The organism is Aurantiacibacter aquimixticola (genome assembly GCF_003605475.1).
GTDB lineage: Bacteria > Pseudomonadota > Alphaproteobacteria > Sphingomonadales > Sphingomonadaceae > Alteraurantiacibacter > Alteraurantiacibacter aquimixticola_B.
In genome coordinates, this window is sequence record NZ_RAHX01000001.1 from 403983 (window position 1) to 419231 (window position 15249).

The following is a 15249-nucleotide window of genomic DNA, read 5'->3' on the forward strand; positions in this document are numbered from 1 at the left end:
CCCGGGCTTCAGGCCTCGACGCGCTCGGCCAGCATCAGCCAGCGTTCTTCGGCCTGCTCGATCTCTTCCCGCGCCAGCTCCAGCGATTTGGAAATGCGGGCGAACTTGTCGGGGTCGGCGGCGTAAAGATTTGGGTCGGCCAATGCAGCTTCACCCTTGGCTATCAGGGCTTCGAGCTCGGCGATCCTGTTCGGCAGCATCTCGTAATCGCGCTTGTCCTTGTAGGAGAGCTTGTCCGATTTCGGCGGCGGAGGAGGGGGTGGTGACGGCTTCTCGGCGCCATTCCCGCTCGTGGCTTTCTTCGCGGGCCGCTTCTTACGTTTCGCTTCCCAATCGGCATAGCCGCCCGCAACGATGTCCACCGTGCCGCTGCCGTCGAGGCCCAGCGTTACCGACACCGTCCGGTCGAGAAAGTCGCGATCGTGGCTGACGATCAGCACCGTGCCTTCGTAATCCGCGATCACTTCCTGCAAGAGGTCGAGCGTCTCGAGGTCGAGATCGTTGGTCGGCTCGTCCAGTACGAGCAGGTTGGACGTGCGCGCGAACTCGCGGGCGAGCAGCAGGCGGCTGCGTTCGCCGCCGGAGAACGTGCCGATCTTCGCATCGACATGCGACGGGTCGAACAGGAAGTCCTTCAGATAGGCCTGCACGTGCTTGCGATTTCCGCGCACATCGATCCAGTCGCCACCTTCCGCAAGAATGTCGCGCACGCTCTTTTGCGGATCGAGCAGGGCGCGCTGCTGGTCGATCATCACGCCGGACAGCGTGCGCGCATGGGTGACGGTGCCGCTGTCCGGCTCGATTTCCTTCGTCAGCATTTTGAGCAGCGTCGTCTTGCCCGCGCCGTTGGACCCTACAATGCCGATCCGGTCGCCGCGCTGGATGCGCAGGGAGAAGGGCTTGATGACCTGGCGATCGTCGTAGGTCTTGCTGATGTCTTCGGCGACGATGACGGACTTGCTCTTGAAATCGTCGTCGCTCTTCAGGCTGAGCTTTGCCGTGCCGCCGGGCGAAATCATCGCTGCGCGCTGGGCGCGCATGTCGTACAGCTTTTCCAGTCGTCCCTGATTGCGCTTGCGGCGTGCGGTGACACCGCGTTCCAGCCAGTGCGCCTCGATCTTCAGCTTCGCATCGAGCTTTTCCGCCGCGCGCGCTTCCTCGGCATAGACCTGCTCTTCCCATGCTTCGTAACCGCCGAAACCGACTTCCTTGCGGCGCAGGTCTCCCCGGTCGAGCCACAGCGTTGCGCGAGTGAGGCGTTTCAGGAAGGTCCGGTCGTGGCTGATGGTGATGAATGCGCCCTTGTAGCGGGTCAGCCAGCTTTCCAGCCAGTCGATCGCGGACAGGTCGAGATGGTTCGTCGGCTCGTCCAGCAGCAGCAGGTCCGGCTCCTGCGCCAGCGCGCGGGCAATGGCGGCGCGGCGCCTCTCGCCGCCGCTCGCGGTCGCCGCATCGGTCGTCATGTCGATACCGAGCTGGCCGGCAATGGCCTCCACGCCGTGTTCGGGCGGGGCACGATCTCCGGCGAGCGCGAAGTCCATCAAGGTGGCGTGAGCGGCGAAGTCCGGCTCCTGCTCGAGCCAGACGATATTCATGTGCGGCTTCGTCTTGCGCACCCCGCGATCGGGTTCGATCTCTCCGGTGATGAGGCGCAGCAGCGTCGTCTTGCCGACACCGTTGCGACCGATCAGCGCCAGCCTGTCTCGCAGGCCGATATGCAGGTCGAGGCCATCACCCTTGTCGGGATCGCCCAGCAGCCAGCGCCCGCCTTGTTGCAGGGACAGACCTTCGAGCGAGAGGATGGGCGGTTCGGCCATGACGCGCGGCAGGTAGGGCCGGGCGGCGCGGCTGGCAAGGAACGGCAGCGTTCAGGCGCGCGTTATCCGGAAAAGCGCAGACCGCGCCCGCATCCAATCGGAGGACCGCCATGATCCGTTACGCCATCCCCCTCGCTCTCGCCGCGACCGTCGCCATGCCCGCCCATGCACAGGTGGAAGTGGAAATCGCCTCGCAGGGGCCCGTGGTGGCGCTTTCCGTGAGCGAGACCGTCACCATGGATCCCGACATCGCCAATCTCAGTGCCGGGGTGACGACGCGCGCGCTGACAGCTGTGGACGCGATGCAGGAGAATGCCCGCGCCATGAGCCGGGTGATCGCCGCGATCGAGGAACTCGGCGTGGACGAGGACGATATCCAGACGAGCGGAGTGCAGCTCAATCCCGATTACGAATACAACCAGTCCACGCGCGAGCAGGAATTTCGCGGCTATCGCGTCGCCAATCGCGTCAGCATCACGGTGCGCGATATCGACGAGGTGGGGCCGGTCCTGGACCGGTTGGTGTCGGTGGGTGCAACCGACATTGGCGGCATCGGCTGGGATGTGGACGACCCCGCGCCTGCCATCGATCAGGCGCGCACCACGGCCTTTGCCACAGCGCGGGAGCGGGCGGGGAATTACGCGCGTATGGCGGGTTATTCCGATATCCGATTGCTGCAGGTGGCGGAGAACGTCGCGAGCCGACCGCGCCCGATGGAAGGCATCGTTCTCACCGGATCGCGAATTCAGGCCGATTCTGCGCCAAGCACTCCGGTCCGTCCGGGCCAGGTGCAGGCCGGTGTCACGGTGAACTTCACCTATGAGATGGTTCGCTGAACCGCGCAGAGCGACAACATTCACTCCTTGTTCAATGCCTTCGGCTTAGACAGGCGATCATTATGAAAGCGCGCTTCGCCTTTTTGTCGGCCCTCGCATTACTGGGTGCGACTGCTGCTCCCGCCGTGCTGTGCACGTCTGCCGCAGCGCAGGAACGCAGCTTCGACCGCAGCGATCGCGGCGACCAGCGCAGCGCGCGCGAGGAAATGCGTGCCGGGCGCAATATGCCGATCCGCCAGATCGAACGCCGCATCATTCCGCAAATGCGCGATGATGACGAGTATATCGGCTTTGAATACGATCGCCGCGCGCAGGCCTATCGCCTGAAATTCATTCGCAACGGCCGCATGATCTGGGTCGATGTCGATGCGCAGACCGCGCGCGTCCTGCGCATTTCGCGCTGATCCTCTCCACCTTGGAAACCGCCCGCTCGCTTGACGCGTTCATGTTGCAAGCGCAACACGAGGGCGCACGATAGAAGCAGGGAAAGACTATGCGGATTCTGATTGTCGAGGACGAGCCCACTCTGGGCCAGCAGCTGAAATCCACGCTGGAACAGAACGGTTACGCGGTGGACCTTTCCACCGATGGCGAGGACGGGCACTTTCTCGGCAGCACCGAAGATTACGATGCCGTGATCCTCGATCTCGGCCTGCCGGAGATCGACGGACTGACCGTACTTGGCATGTGGCGCAAGGAGGGGCGCAAATTCCCCGTCCTGGTGCTGACCGCGCGCGACAGCTGGAGCGACAAGGTCGCCGGGCTCGATGCAGGCGCGGACGATTATCTCGCCAAGCCTTTCCAGACCGAAGAGCTTATCGCTCGCTTGCGCGCCCTCATTCGCCGGGCTTCGGGCAATGCCTCCAGCGAACTGACCGCAGGCGATGTCCGCCTCGACACCCGTTCGGGCCGCGTCACGCTGGCGGGAGAGCCGGTGAAGCTGACGGCGCAGGAATACAAGCTGCTGAGCTACCTCATGCATCACAAGGGCAAGGTGGTCAGCCGCACGGAGCTCATCGAACATATTTATGACCAGGATTTCGATCGCGATTCCAACACGATCGAAGTCTTCGTCACCCGCATCCGCAAGAAACTCGGCGCAGAAGTGATCACGACGATCCGTGGCCTCGGTTACAGCCTCGACGACCCCGACGACCAGCCGCGCGAATAGCGGCAGCGAAAGCGGCGATGTCACCCGGCAGGAGGGCGGCGCGCCTTCCGCAGGGGAGGCCGCGCCCGAAGCCGAACGCGCCGCAGATCCGGCGATAGAGCCAAGGCACACCGGAAGCCTTTCCCGCCGCATGATCATGATCGCGGCCGGCTGGATCCTCATCCTGCTGACAGTGGGCGGCGTCGCGCTCGATCGTGTGCTCACCAATCAGCTGGAACGCGAATTCGACAATCGCCTGCTCATCCCGCTCAACGCCATGCTCCGTTCGGCGGAGTATGTTCCGGGTTGGGGTGTCGAATTCAATTCGATCCTCGGCGATCAGAATTATCTCGACCCTGGCAGTGGCTCTTACTGGCAGATCAGCGGAGAGGGTTACGAGCCCTTTCCGTCCAATTCGCTGTGGGACGACCGGCTGGTGGTGCGGGACGTCGACGCGGTCGAACCGATCTTCTACGATTCCGAGCAATTCCCCGACGAAACACTGCGGATGGTTCAGCGCACGATCCAGCTGCCGGGCAGCGACGTGCAATGGCAGTTCGTCGTCGCCCAGAACAGAGAGGATATCGACAGCCAGATCGGCACCGTGCGCGCTACGCTGGCATGGTCATTCGCGGTGCTGGGGATCGGTCTGTTCCTGATGGCGATGGCACAGACCTGGTATGGCCTAGGTCCGCTACGCCGTGTGCGGGAGGCGATCGCGCGCATTCGCACCAGTGGTTACAATCGCGTGACCGAGCCGCTTCCGCTCGAAGTCCAGCCGATGGTGCAGGAATTGAATGCGCTGCTGGCCCATTCCGAAAAGCAGGCCGAAGAAGCGCGCACCCATGCGGGCAATCTTGCCCATGCGCTCAAGACCCCGCTCACCGTGCTCAACAATGCCGCGCATGCGAAAGCGCCCGACCTCGACGAGGCTGTGCTGCGCGAGGCGGATGTGATGCAGCGCCATGTCGATCACCACCTTGCCAGAGCGCGCGCCGTGGGCCGCCGCGCCACGGGCCTTGCCCGCGCCGACGCGCTGGCCAGCGTGGAGGGCGTGGAGCGCGCCGTGTCACGGCTCTATGCGCATGTTCGTTTCGATATCGATAGCGGGCGGGGCACCCAAGTCGCGATGGAGCGTCAGGACTTGGACGAAGTGCTGGGCAATCTTATCGAGAATGCAGCGAAATATGGCGGTGGCAGCGTGTTCGTCACTGTCGATGCGCTGCCCGATAGCGACATCTGCGAGATCTGGATCGAGGATGACGGTATGGGCATTCCCGAAAAGGAGTGGGACGATATCTTCGGTCGCGGCGCGCGGCTGGACACCGGCAAGCCCGGCACCGGCCTCGGCCTCGCCATCGTGCGTGACGTGGTGCAGATTTATGGCGGCGAAGTTTCGCTCGCCGAAAGCGAGGACCTTGGTGGACTGCTCGTGAAGCTCAGCCTGCCGCGCGCGCCTTAGTCGGCGTCTGCCGGTTGGCGCTCGAGACTGGAGAGCGCGGCGGCGATGACCTTGCGGGAATCCGATGGTTTCTGGATGTGCTGGCGCCCCAATCGCTGCACAGTCTCGTCCGTACGATTGAGATCGCCCGAATGCAGGATGTAGGGAATTCCGCGCCGGTCCAGCTCCTCGGCCACGGGCAGGCAGGTTTCCTCGTTCTTCAGGGTCACGTCCAGCACGGCGACATCCACCGGCGTGTCGCCGTCAAGATGTCTCAACGCGGTCGCGACGTCGATCGCGCACAGCACACCGCAGCCACGATCCTGCGCGGCGAACTCCAGATCCATCATGATGAGCGGCTCGTCCTCGACCAGAAGGATCGTTTTATCGCAGCTCATCGCGATCCTGCCTTGCCGATGGGAAGGGTCAGCGTGGCGATCAGGCCATCCTCGGCCCATTCGCGCTGCGTATCACCGCCGCCATAGCGTACCATGCGCTCGATGATCTGATTGCCCGATCCGCTCTTGCCTTCCGGCTCTGCAACATCGGGTCCGCCCGTTTCTTTCCACTTTACGACGAGCATCTGCTTTCCGTCCTGTTCCTCGACGTGCCAGTCGACATCGACTCGCCCGTCATCGCGCGTCCATGCGCCGTGTTTCGTGGCATTTGCCGCCAATTCATGCAGCGCGAGACCGACGCTCGAGACCACGCCGAATGGCACGGAATATTCGTTGCCATGCATCACGAGATGCGTGCCTTCGACATCGTAGGCTTCCAGAATACCGCGTATCGCCTGGCCGATCTCGATATTGCCGCTGCTCGCTTCATCGAGCGTGGTTTCATAAGCACGGCCGAGTGCCTGAACCCGCTCGTTTATTTCGCGCGCCTCATCCTCGATCCCGCGCATGCGACCGGTAATGTTCACGATCCCGGAAATCACGGAGAACATGTTCTTCATGCGATGCGAAAGCTCGCGCGCCATGTCTCGGGCATACTGCTCCTCGGCACGCGCTGCGCGCACATCCGACACGTCCCACTGGCTGCCGAAGAAATAGACCAGCTCGCCATCCTCGTCGTAGATCGGGCCAATGTGCAGGGCGTTCCAGAACGTGGAGCCGTCCTTGCGGTAATTCAGCAGCTCTACGACGGTCACGTCCTCGTTCGCGATCGCGTCGCGGATTTTCTCGACCGGCCTCGGATCGGTTTCGGGGCCTTGCAGGAATCGGCAATTGCGCCCGATGATCTCGTCCTGTTCGTACCCCGTCAGCTCGCGAAATGCGCGGTTGGCGAAGACGATCGGCACGTCGGGTTGTTTCGGGTCGGCCAGACAAATGGCCATGCGCGTCTGACCCATCGCCTGCTCGAAGAGGACGCCCGATGCCTTGGAAAAATGATCGCTCTGATTGGCTGCGCGAAACGCTTGTGGCGCAGGGTCGTGCCGCGGCGCTTCGCTGTTTGTCCGCTCGTCCGTTTCCGACAGATCGTGCTCGTCCGACCGCGCGTCGTCCGACATGTCCTTATGGTTCCCTTACCCGTTCTTCCCCTGCAAAATACGCGCGTAGACGAGGCGGTTCCATACCTAACATGGGTCAGGTTTCAGTCACCCTGAACCTGTCGGTGATGACGGATCACTTCGTCGATGATGAAGCGCAGGAATTTCTCGCTGAATTCCGGGTCCAGGTCCGCATCTTCGGCGAGTTGTCGCAGGCGCGCGATCTGCCGCGTCTCCCTTTCAGGATCGGCGGGAGGCATGTGCGTTTGCGCCTTGTACCGACCCACAGCCTGCGTGATGCGAAAACGCTCCGCCAGAATATGGATCAGTGCCGCATCGATATTGTCGATGCTGCGGCGAAAGGCGGCAAGCTGGGGATCGGTTGCGGGTTCGTCTGGGTCGTTCACTGCGCCGGGATGCCGCAGAAATGCCGCCTTGCCAATAGCCGCGCGCCGCCCCATTGAGACTGGCATGAGCGACAACGTCGTCCCCCTGAAGCGCACGGATGGAGAGGAGCGGCCGACGCTCCAGCCTATCCTGTCGCTCACCGCCACCGCGATGAACTCGGTCAATCAGGTTATCCTGAAGCGGATGCAGAGCGAAATTCCTCTCATCCCCGCGCTGGCCGGGCACCTGATCAGCGGAGGCGGCAAGCGAATGCGACCGATGCTGACGCTCGCCGGGGCGGAGGTCGTCGGGTATCAGGGCACGCGCCATCACAAGCTCGCCGCGGCGGTCGAATTCATCCACACAGCCACGCTGCTTCACGATGATGTGGTGGACGGCAGCGAGACCAGGCGCGGCAAGTCCGCCGCCAACATCGTCTACGGCAATCCGGCAACGGTGCTGGTGGGCGATTTCCTGTTCAGCCGCGCGTTCGAGCTGATGGTGGAGGATGGCAGCCTGAAAGTGCTCAAGATCCTTTCCAGCGCGAGCGCCATCATCGCGCAGGGCGAAGTCGATCAGCTGACCGCGCAGCGCAAGATCGAGACGTCGGAAGAGCGCTACCTCCACATCATCGGCGCGAAGACCGCCGCTCTGTTTGCCGCCGCCAGCCGGATCGCCGCCGTGGTCGCCGAGAAGGGCGAGGCGGAGGAGCAGGCGCTCGACGATTATGGCCGCAATCTCGGTGTAGCTTTCCAGCTCGTGGACGACGCGCTCGATTACGATGCCGACGCCGCCGAGATGGGCAAGGATCGGGGCGACGATTTTCGCGAGGGCAAGATGACGCTGCCCGTCATCCTCGCCTATGCGCGCGGAGACGAGGAGGAGCGCCGCTTCTGGCAGGACGCCATCGCCGGGTTCCGGACGGAGGACGAGGATCTCGCCCACGCCGTCGCGCTCATCCGCAAGCATGACTGCGTATCCGCCACACGCGAACGCGCCCGCCACTTCGCGCAGCGCGCCTGCGGCGCCTTGTCGATCTTCCCGGACTCCGCCGCGCGCAGAGCAATGGTGGAGGCGGCGCAATTCGCCGTGAGCCGGGGTTACTGACGCGCTTTCGCAGGACTGACGAAACAGGCTAGGCGGCGTTCTTGTGACCTCCGACCTCCCCATTCACGCCGTTCTGCCGGACTTGCTCGCCGCCTTGCGCTCCGGCAATTCGGCCGTACTCGTCGCGCCGCCGGGCGCAGGTAAGACGACGGCGGTCGCGCCCGCGCTGCTCGGCGAGGAGTGGTGCACCGGCCAGATCATCCTAACAAGCCCGCGCCGGGTCGCCGCTCGCGCGGCGGCGGAGCGGATCGCGCATCTGCTGGGTGAAAAGGTAGGGCAGCGTGTCGGCTATCTCACCCGGTTGGACGGCAAGCCGGGCAGCCGCATTATTGTCGTGACCGAAGCGATTCTGGTAAATCGGCTGATGGAGGATCAGGAGCTGTCCGGCGTTTCCGCGCTGCTGTTCGACGAAGCGCATGAGCGGAACCTCGACAGCGATCTCGGCCTGGCGCTGGCGCTGGAAACACAGGGCGTACTGCGTGAAGATCTGCGAATCTGCGTCATGTCCGCAACCATCGACGGCGCGCGGTTTGCGCGGCTGATTGGCGAGGTGACGCCTGTGGTCGAGAGCGAGGGGAAGGCCTTTCCCTTGGCGATCGAATGGCTCGGCGCGTCGCCCGAAATGCGGGTCGAGGACGCGATGACATCCGCTATCATGCGCGCGTGGCGAGAGGAGGAGGGCGACATCCTGGCCTTCCTGCCAGGGGTCGGCGAGATCGAGCGGGTGCGAGAGCGGCTGGAGGCCAAACTGCCGGGCGTTCCATTTCTACCGCTGCATGGGCAGGTCCAGCCAGCGCAACAGCGCGCCGCCATTCGCCGCGATCCCGGTGGACGCCGCCGCGTGGTGCTCGCCACCAGCATTGCCGAAACCTCGCTGACGCTGGAAGGTGTCTCGGTCGTGGTCGATAGTGGTCTTGCGCGCCGGGCCGAGTTCGACCGGGCGTCGGGCACCACACATTTAGTCACCGGGCGCGCAAGCCAGGCGGCGGCCGCGCAGCGGGCGGGGCGCGCCGCGCGGCAGGGTCCGGGCGTCGCCTATCGCCTGTGGGAAGAGGCTGGCCATGCAGGCAGGCCCAAATTCGATACGCCCGAAATGCTGAGTGCAGACCTCGCGACGCTTGTCCTGAACCTCGCCAGATGGGGCGTGAACGATCCCGCCGATCTGCAATGGCTCGACCCGCCGCCCGCCGCCTCCGTCGCCAGCGCGCGAGAGCGTCTTAATGCGCTCGCAGCGGTGGGCGGCGATGGTGCGATTACGGCGATGGGAAATCGCATCGCTGCACTGCCGATGGCGCCGTGGCAGGCGGCCATGTTGCTTGCCGGGGCCGATCGCGGCGAGGCGTTGCTGGCGGCGAAGCTGGCGGTGCTTCTACAAGAGCGCGGTCTGGGCGGTCGCTCGGAAGATCTGGAAGCGCGGCTGGCTCGGTGGGAGATGGATCGCTCTACGCGCGCAAGGGGAGCAATGCGGCTCGCGGAGGGCTGGGCGCGCAAGGCCGGTTCCAAGCCTACCGAGCAATCCCGGCAAGGCGGTCCGCCCGCCATCTTCCTCGCCGCCGGTCGGCCCGACATGATCGCGCGTCGCCGCGATCCTTCGGGTAAGAGCTGGCAATCTGCCGGTGGCCGGGGCTTCATGCTCGATGCTGCCTCACCACTCGCACGATCGGAATGGCTGGTCATCGGCGATGCACAGGGATCGGCGAAGGGAGCGCGCATCACCGCAGCCGCTGCTCTTTCGCAGCAGCAGGTCGAACAACATCTGGGTCATCTGATCGAGGCGCGGACAGTCGCGCGCTGGAACGATGACGAAGGCCGTGTGGAAGCGCGCCGCGAAAGACGCCTTGGCGCTATCACCCTGGCGAGCGGTCCGGACCCCGATCCGGACAAGCGAGCGATATTGGACCTCCTCATGCGTAAGGCATGCGAACGGCTCCCTGATCTCCTGCCGCCTGCGCTTCTGGCGCGAGCGGTTTTCGCACAGGTCGAGGCGCTTTCGGGAAGCGCGCTCGCGGATCGCGCGGACGACTGGCTCCGGCCACTGTTGACCGACCGCCGCGACCTCGATCTGCCACCGGCACGCTATGCGGAGGCGGCCTTGAACCTGCTCGATTGGAGCGAGCGGCAACGGTTGGACAGCCTCGCCCCGCGCCATTTCACCAGCCCGGCGGGCACCACCCACGCCATCGACTATGCGAGCGAACATGCGCCCAGTGTCGAAGTCCGCGTGCAGGCTCTCTTCGGGCTCGACCGGCACCCGATGATCGGCGAAACGCCGCTTCTGATCCAGCTTACCAGCCCCGCCGGCCGGCCGATCCAGGCGACGCGCGACCTACCGGGCTTCTGGCGCGGCAGCTGGGCAGACGTGCGCAAGGAAATGAAGGGCCGTTATCCGAAGCATCGGTGGCCCGATGAGCCATGGAGGGAAGCGCCGAGCCTCAAGACCAAAAACGCCTTCAAAAACGCGAAAGGCTGAATTAGGAGGCCTGCATGGCAGAAGCTCGTATCTACAAGCGTCCGAAAAGCGCGATGCAATCCGGCAAGGCGCGGATCGACGAATGGGTTCTCGATTTCGCGCCGGCGGAGGCGAAGAAGCCCGATCCGCTGATGGGCTGGAGCGGCAGCGGCGATACGCGCCAGCAATTGCAGCTGACCTTTCCCAGCAGCGAAGCCGCGCAGGCCTATGCGGAAAAGCACGGCATTGCCGCACGCGTGCACAAAGTGCCGCCGAAAAAGCTGAAGCTGCAGGCTTACGCCGACAACTTTCGGTAGTTGAAATCCGCACGAACCGCCGCCATATGCGCCGCGGGAGTCGGGTGGACGTTCGCGTTTGCTCACCGGGTCAGGTCCGGAAGGAAGCAGCCCAGGTAAATGGCAGCGGGTCGCTCGGCTCCTTTTCCACACTATTGATGCGATGACATTCGCGCGGCGAGCGCCTAGCTTTGCCGCATGAGTGATTCCCCCGACGATCTGCCTTGGGCGCCCGACGATGCGGAGCAGCCGGAGGACACTGGCCCGTCCACGGCGGAGCTTGAGGCGGCAGGGCAGAACTCGATGTTTGGCGATGCGCCGCCGGAAGCGGCAAGCGCGCCTCCGCCAGAGGCCGGGCCGCAAAGTACGCCGACGCCAGCGCCAGCCCCCGCCGCCGATACATCGCAGCCCTACCGCGTGCTCGCTCGCAAATATCGCCCGCAGACCTTCAGCCAGCTGATCGGTCAGGACCCGATGGTGCGCACGCTCGCCAATGCGATTGAGCGGGATCGGCTTGCCCATGCCTTCCTGATGACGGGTGTTCGTGGCGTCGGAAAGACGTCCACCGCGCGGCTGATCGCCAAGGCGCTCAATTGCATCGGGCCGGACGGTCAGGGCGGGCCGACGATCGATCCATGCGGGCAATGCGAGCCGTGCACCGCCATTGCCGAGGGACGCCATATCGATGTCATCGAGATGGATGCCGCCAGCCATACGGGCATCGACGACATCCGAGAGATCATCGAGGCGGTGCGTTACGCCACGGTGTCCGCGCGCTTCAAGATCTACATCATCGACGAGGTGCACATGCTGTCCAAGGCGGCCTTCAACGGCTTGCTGAAGACGCTGGAAGAGCCGCCCGAGCACGTGAAATTCCTTTTCGCCACCACCGAGGTGGAAAAGCTTCCGGTGACGGTGCTCAGCCGCACCCAACGGTTCGACTTGCGGCGCATTCCCTCCGAATTGCTGGAGAAGCATTTCGGCTGGGTGGTCGAGCAGGAAGGCGTTCAGGCCGAGGACGAGGCGCTGGCGATGATCGCCGCGGCGGCCGAGGGTTCGGTGCGGGATGGCCTCTCGATCCTCGACCAGGCGATCGCCCATGCGGACATGGAAAGCGGCGACGCGGCGGCCACCGTGCGCGCGGCCAAGGTGCGCGACATGCTCGGCCTGGCCGACAGGGGGGCGCAGCGGCGGCTGTTCCAGCATCTGCTGGAGGGCGAGCCGCAAAAGCTGCTGGACGCGGTCGCGGATCAATACGCGCTCGGTGTCGAGCCGCTGGCGCTCCTGCGATCGCTGATGGAATTCACCCACCGCATCGCCGTCGGCCAGATCGGCGAGCCGGATGCGCCATCCGAAGAGGAGCGCGCTGCCATCGGCGAATGGGCGCAGCGGCTATCGGTCGGGCAGGTCCACCGGCTGTGGCAACTGCTCCTCAAGGGTCACGACGAAGTGAAGTCCGCGCCCGATCCGCTGGTTTCGGCGCAGATGGCACTGCTGCGCGTGTTGCACGCCGCCGACATGCCGGATCCCGGAAAGCTTGCGCGCGAGATCAAGGATGCAGCGCTGAGCGGCGCAGCGGGCCAGTTAGGCGCATCACCTGGCGGAGGCGCGACGGCGAAGCTGCACTGGCCCGACGTGGTCGAGCGGATCGAGAATTCCGGGATCAAGGGCGCATGGTCGCTGGGCAGCCTGTTGAAGGGGCAGGTCCGAGTGGTGACGCTGGAGCCGGGTAAGCTCGAATACAACCAGCCGCGCGGCTATGACGAGAACATCGCGCCGCAGCTTCGCACCGCTTTCCAGCAGGTGTTCGGCGCGCGGTGGGAAGTGGCAAAGGTCGATGTCGAAGGTGCGCCCACGCTGATCGAAATCGAGGAGGCGAAGCGGCAGGCGGAGGCCGAGCGCATCCGCAATCACCCGATGGTGCAGGCGGCCTATTCGGCCTTTCCCGATGCAAGATTGATAGATCAGCCGGACGTGCCGAAGCGGCGTGAGGACTGGTCGAAAAGTGCTTGAAATCCGTTGCCCGGCCATGAGCTAGGCAAGCGGGACGACGTAAGGAATTACCGATGCAGAACATGGAAGAAATGATGAAGGCCGCGCAGGAAGCGGCGGCGAAGATCCAGCAGCAGATGCAGGACGCACAGGTCCAGCTCGACAATATCGAGGTGGAAGGAAGCTCCGGTGGCGGGCTGGTGAAGGTCCGTGCGAGTGCACGTGGGCGCATCATCGGCGTCGCCATCGACGACAGCCTTATGAAGCCGGAAGAAAAGTCGATCCTCGAGGATCTCGTCACCGCCGCCTTCAACGATGCGCGCGACAAGGCGGATCGCAAGGCGGGCGAGCACATGGCGGAAATGCAGCAGGGCATGGGGCTGCCGCCGGGCTTCAATCTGCCGGGGATGGGCTGACGCAGAGAAGGGGGCATTCAGTATGCAAGGGGCGACTTGGGCCGCGGTAGGATTGGCGGCACTCGGACTGACGTTTTCATCGGACTCGCAGGCGCAGGACGAGCCGATCCGGCTGGGGCCCGTCACGAACTGGAACCTTGTCTATGACGACGATAGCTGCGCGCTCAATCGGTTGTTCGGCGAAGAGGGGCAGAGAGTGCTGCTCTCCTTACGTCAATTCGCTCCGGACGAGGCCCTGACGACAACCATTGCCAGCGACGATTTTCGCCGGCGCGGTCAGCGGCGGCCCGCCACGATCGGCTTCCTTCCGGATGCAGAGCCGGAGCGATTCCAGCGACCGATGCCTGTGGAGACCGACAATTTCGGCGAGGGCGTGATGGTGCAGCTATCGATGCTGAACGATCGACAGCGGGGCTTGTCGAGCGAACTGATGAACAATCAGGATTTGCCGCTGATCGTGTCGGATGACAGCCGCGATGCGCGCGAGGCGGAAATTTACGGCCTTCAGGTATCCGATGTTTTCCGCCAGGACGTCTTCCTCGAGACCGGTTCCATGCACCCTGCGATGAATGCCATGCGTCAATGCACGGACGATATGCTGGTGCAGTGGGGTGTGGATGTAGCGGCTCATCGGTCGCTTCTGCGCAAAGTGCAGCCGCTCGAGATGGATCGCTGGGTGCGAAACATTCAGGCGAGGTATCCGCGGAACCTCGCGGCCAACGGCGAACAGGGAGTGGTCCGCATTCGGCTCAGCGTGTCGAACGAAGGGAGCCCGACCGATTGCGCGGTCCAGAGCAATTTCAACAACCCCACTTTCGATGAGACGGCGTGCAGGGAATTGATGGACCATGCCCGGTTCGAACCGGCGCTGGATCGGAACGGCGATCCCATCGACAGCTTCTGGCAGACGTCCGTTATCTACCAGATGCAGTGAGCAATTTGACAGTGCGCGCAGTCGCTTGCATTTTCGCGCGCATGGACTGGAAACCTCTCGCGCTCGCTGCCGTCACGCTATCCATCGCAACGTCACCTGCTGCTGCGCAGGAGGACGAAGTGGTGACGTTGGAGCCTTTGACGAACTGGAATTTGGATTACGCCGAGGATAGCTGCGCGCTTTCGCGAAACTTCGGTGACGCCGCTGCGCCGACCCTGCTAGAAACCCGGCAATATGCGCCGCGCGCTCCATATATTGCTACCGTCCTGCGCAAAGAGCCGCTGGCAAGCGACATGCGGCCCAGTCTGTTCTTCGGGCCGATCGATGACGTTCTTTCAAATGGTGGCAGCTCATTGATCGAACTGGACGAATATCGAGGCGTGCGGGCGGAGCTTCCGACGACCCTCGGCCTCAGCGAAAGGAGCAGCTTTGACATCGAAGATGACCCGCGGGACGCTGGCGAAGCGGCGCTTGAATGGCTTGCGATCGAAGGTGTGTTTGCCGACAAGGTGCAGCTTGCTACGGGCAGCATGCATCCGGCGCTAAGTGCAATGCGGGAATGTCAAAGCCAACTTGTTGCATCATGGGGGTTCGATCCGGTCGAGCAGACGACCCTCAGCGCAGCGGCCGAGATGGACTACGATGATCGTTGGATTTCCCGGGCAATGCGGCGTGCGTCGCGTCGTGATGGGCCGATCGGCTCGGCTTATCTGCTGTTTTTCGCGGATGCCGAAGGAGACATCACAGCCTGCCGCGCTTTGTCTCCGCAGTATCGGAGTTCCGGCGTCGACACATTCTGCGAGGTCGCCGTCGAGGATGGTAGCGTGACCCAGGCATCGAACGCCTCAGGCGAACCGGTGGGCAGCTTCGTAGTTTTCGGTTTCTTCACCGGGACGGTCCAGAGATAGTAACGGTTCGCGCTGATACCCACC

At 63.9% G+C, this 15249-nt stretch carries 15 protein-coding genes and 1 other RNA gene; 12 read left to right on the forward strand and 4 right to left on the reverse strand.

Annotated features, from left to right (window positions below):
- Positions 1-8: 8 nt before the first annotated feature.
- Positions 9-1817, reverse strand: a complete 1809-nt coding sequence (locus D6201_RS02120) for an ABC-F family ATP-binding cassette domain-containing protein (RefSeq protein ID WP_120047199.1) — start codon at positions 1815-1817, stop codon at positions 9-11.
- 110 nt (positions 1818-1927) lie between these two features.
- Between D6201_RS02120 and D6201_RS02125 the strand changes: the two genes are divergently transcribed.
- From D6201_RS02125 to D6201_RS02140, 4 genes are all read left to right on the forward strand, one after another.
- Positions 1928-2653: an SIMPL domain-containing protein gene (locus tag D6201_RS02125; RefSeq protein ID WP_120047200.1), complete on the forward strand. Its 726-nt coding sequence runs from the start codon at positions 1928-1930 to the stop codon at positions 2651-2653.
- Positions 2654-2715: 62 nt separating this feature from the next.
- Entirely contained in the window at positions 2716-3057 is a 342-nt protein-coding gene (locus D6201_RS02130) for a hypothetical protein (RefSeq protein ID WP_120047201.1), read from the forward strand.
- A gap of 89 nt (positions 3058-3146) precedes the next feature.
- Positions 3147-3824: a response regulator transcription factor gene (locus tag D6201_RS02135; RefSeq protein WP_120047202.1), complete on the forward strand. Its 678-nt coding sequence runs from the start codon at positions 3147-3149 to the stop codon at positions 3822-3824.
- Positions 3775-5265: a sensor histidine kinase gene (locus D6201_RS02140; RefSeq protein ID WP_422664690.1), complete on the forward strand. Its 1491-nt coding sequence runs from the start codon at positions 3775-3777 to the stop codon at positions 5263-5265. Before D6201_RS02135 ends, D6201_RS02140 begins: the two co-directional genes overlap by 50 nt.
- On the opposite strand, the gene D6201_RS02145 is transcribed toward D6201_RS02140, so the two are convergent.
- The 3 genes from D6201_RS02145 to D6201_RS02155 form a co-directional block, all read right to left on the reverse strand.
- Positions 5262-5642 (reverse strand): response regulator, encoded by a 381-nt coding sequence (locus tag D6201_RS02145; protein ID WP_120047203.1) that lies wholly within the window; start codon positions 5640-5642, stop codon positions 5262-5264. The two genes, D6201_RS02140 and D6201_RS02145, sit on opposite strands and share 4 nt — an antisense overlap.
- Positions 5639-6757 carry a PAS domain-containing protein gene (locus tag D6201_RS02150; RefSeq protein WP_120047204.1) on the reverse strand — a complete coding sequence of 373 codons (1119 nt, stop codon included), beginning with the start codon at positions 6755-6757 and terminating at the stop codon, positions 5639-5641. Before D6201_RS02150 ends, D6201_RS02145 begins: the two co-directional genes overlap by 4 nt.
- A gap of 83 nt (positions 6758-6840) precedes the next feature.
- Positions 6841-7143: a chorismate mutase gene (locus tag D6201_RS02155; protein WP_242447391.1), complete on the reverse strand. Its 303-nt coding sequence runs from the start codon at positions 7141-7143 to the stop codon at positions 6841-6843.
- Positions 7144-7207: 64 nt separating this feature from the next.
- Between D6201_RS02155 and D6201_RS02160 the strand changes: the two genes are divergently transcribed.
- The 8 genes from D6201_RS02160 (at position 7208) to D6201_RS02195 (ending at position 15225) form a co-directional block, all read left to right on the forward strand.
- Entirely contained in the window at positions 7208-8230 is a 1023-nt protein-coding gene (locus D6201_RS02160) for a polyprenyl synthetase family protein (protein WP_120047206.1), read from the forward strand.
- A 43-nt stretch (positions 8231-8273) separates the two neighbouring features.
- Positions 8274-10700, forward strand: a complete 2427-nt coding sequence (gene hrpB, locus D6201_RS02165; protein WP_120047207.1) for an ATP-dependent helicase HrpB — start codon at positions 8274-8276, stop codon at positions 10698-10700.
- A gap of 14 nt (positions 10701-10714) precedes the next feature.
- Complete coding sequence (locus tag D6201_RS02170) at positions 10715-10996, forward strand: ETC complex I subunit (protein ID WP_120047208.1); 282 nt, start codon at positions 10715-10717, stop codon at positions 10994-10996.
- A 33-nt stretch (positions 10997-11029) separates the two neighbouring features.
- Positions 11030-11124: signal recognition particle sRNA small type (ffs, locus tag D6201_RS02175), an RNA gene on the forward strand.
- A gap of 49 nt (positions 11125-11173) precedes the next feature.
- On the forward strand, positions 11174-12988 hold the full coding sequence (locus D6201_RS02180; protein ID WP_120047209.1) for a DNA polymerase III subunit gamma/tau: 1815 nt from the start codon (positions 11174-11176) through the stop codon (positions 12986-12988).
- 53 nt (positions 12989-13041) lie between these two features.
- Positions 13042-13383, forward strand: coding sequence for a YbaB/EbfC family nucleoid-associated protein (locus D6201_RS02185; protein WP_120047210.1), 342 nt, complete (start codon positions 13042-13044; stop codon positions 13381-13383).
- A 52-nt stretch (positions 13384-13435) separates the two neighbouring features.
- Entirely contained in the window at positions 13436-14317 is an 882-nt protein-coding gene (locus D6201_RS02190; protein ID WP_165853472.1) for an energy transducer TonB, read from the forward strand.
- 119 nt (positions 14318-14436) lie between these two features.
- Positions 14437-15225 carry a hypothetical protein gene (locus tag D6201_RS02195; protein WP_133303922.1) on the forward strand — a complete coding sequence of 263 codons (789 nt, stop codon included), beginning with the start codon at positions 14437-14439 and terminating at the stop codon, positions 15223-15225.
- Positions 15226-15249 lie beyond the last annotated feature (24 nt).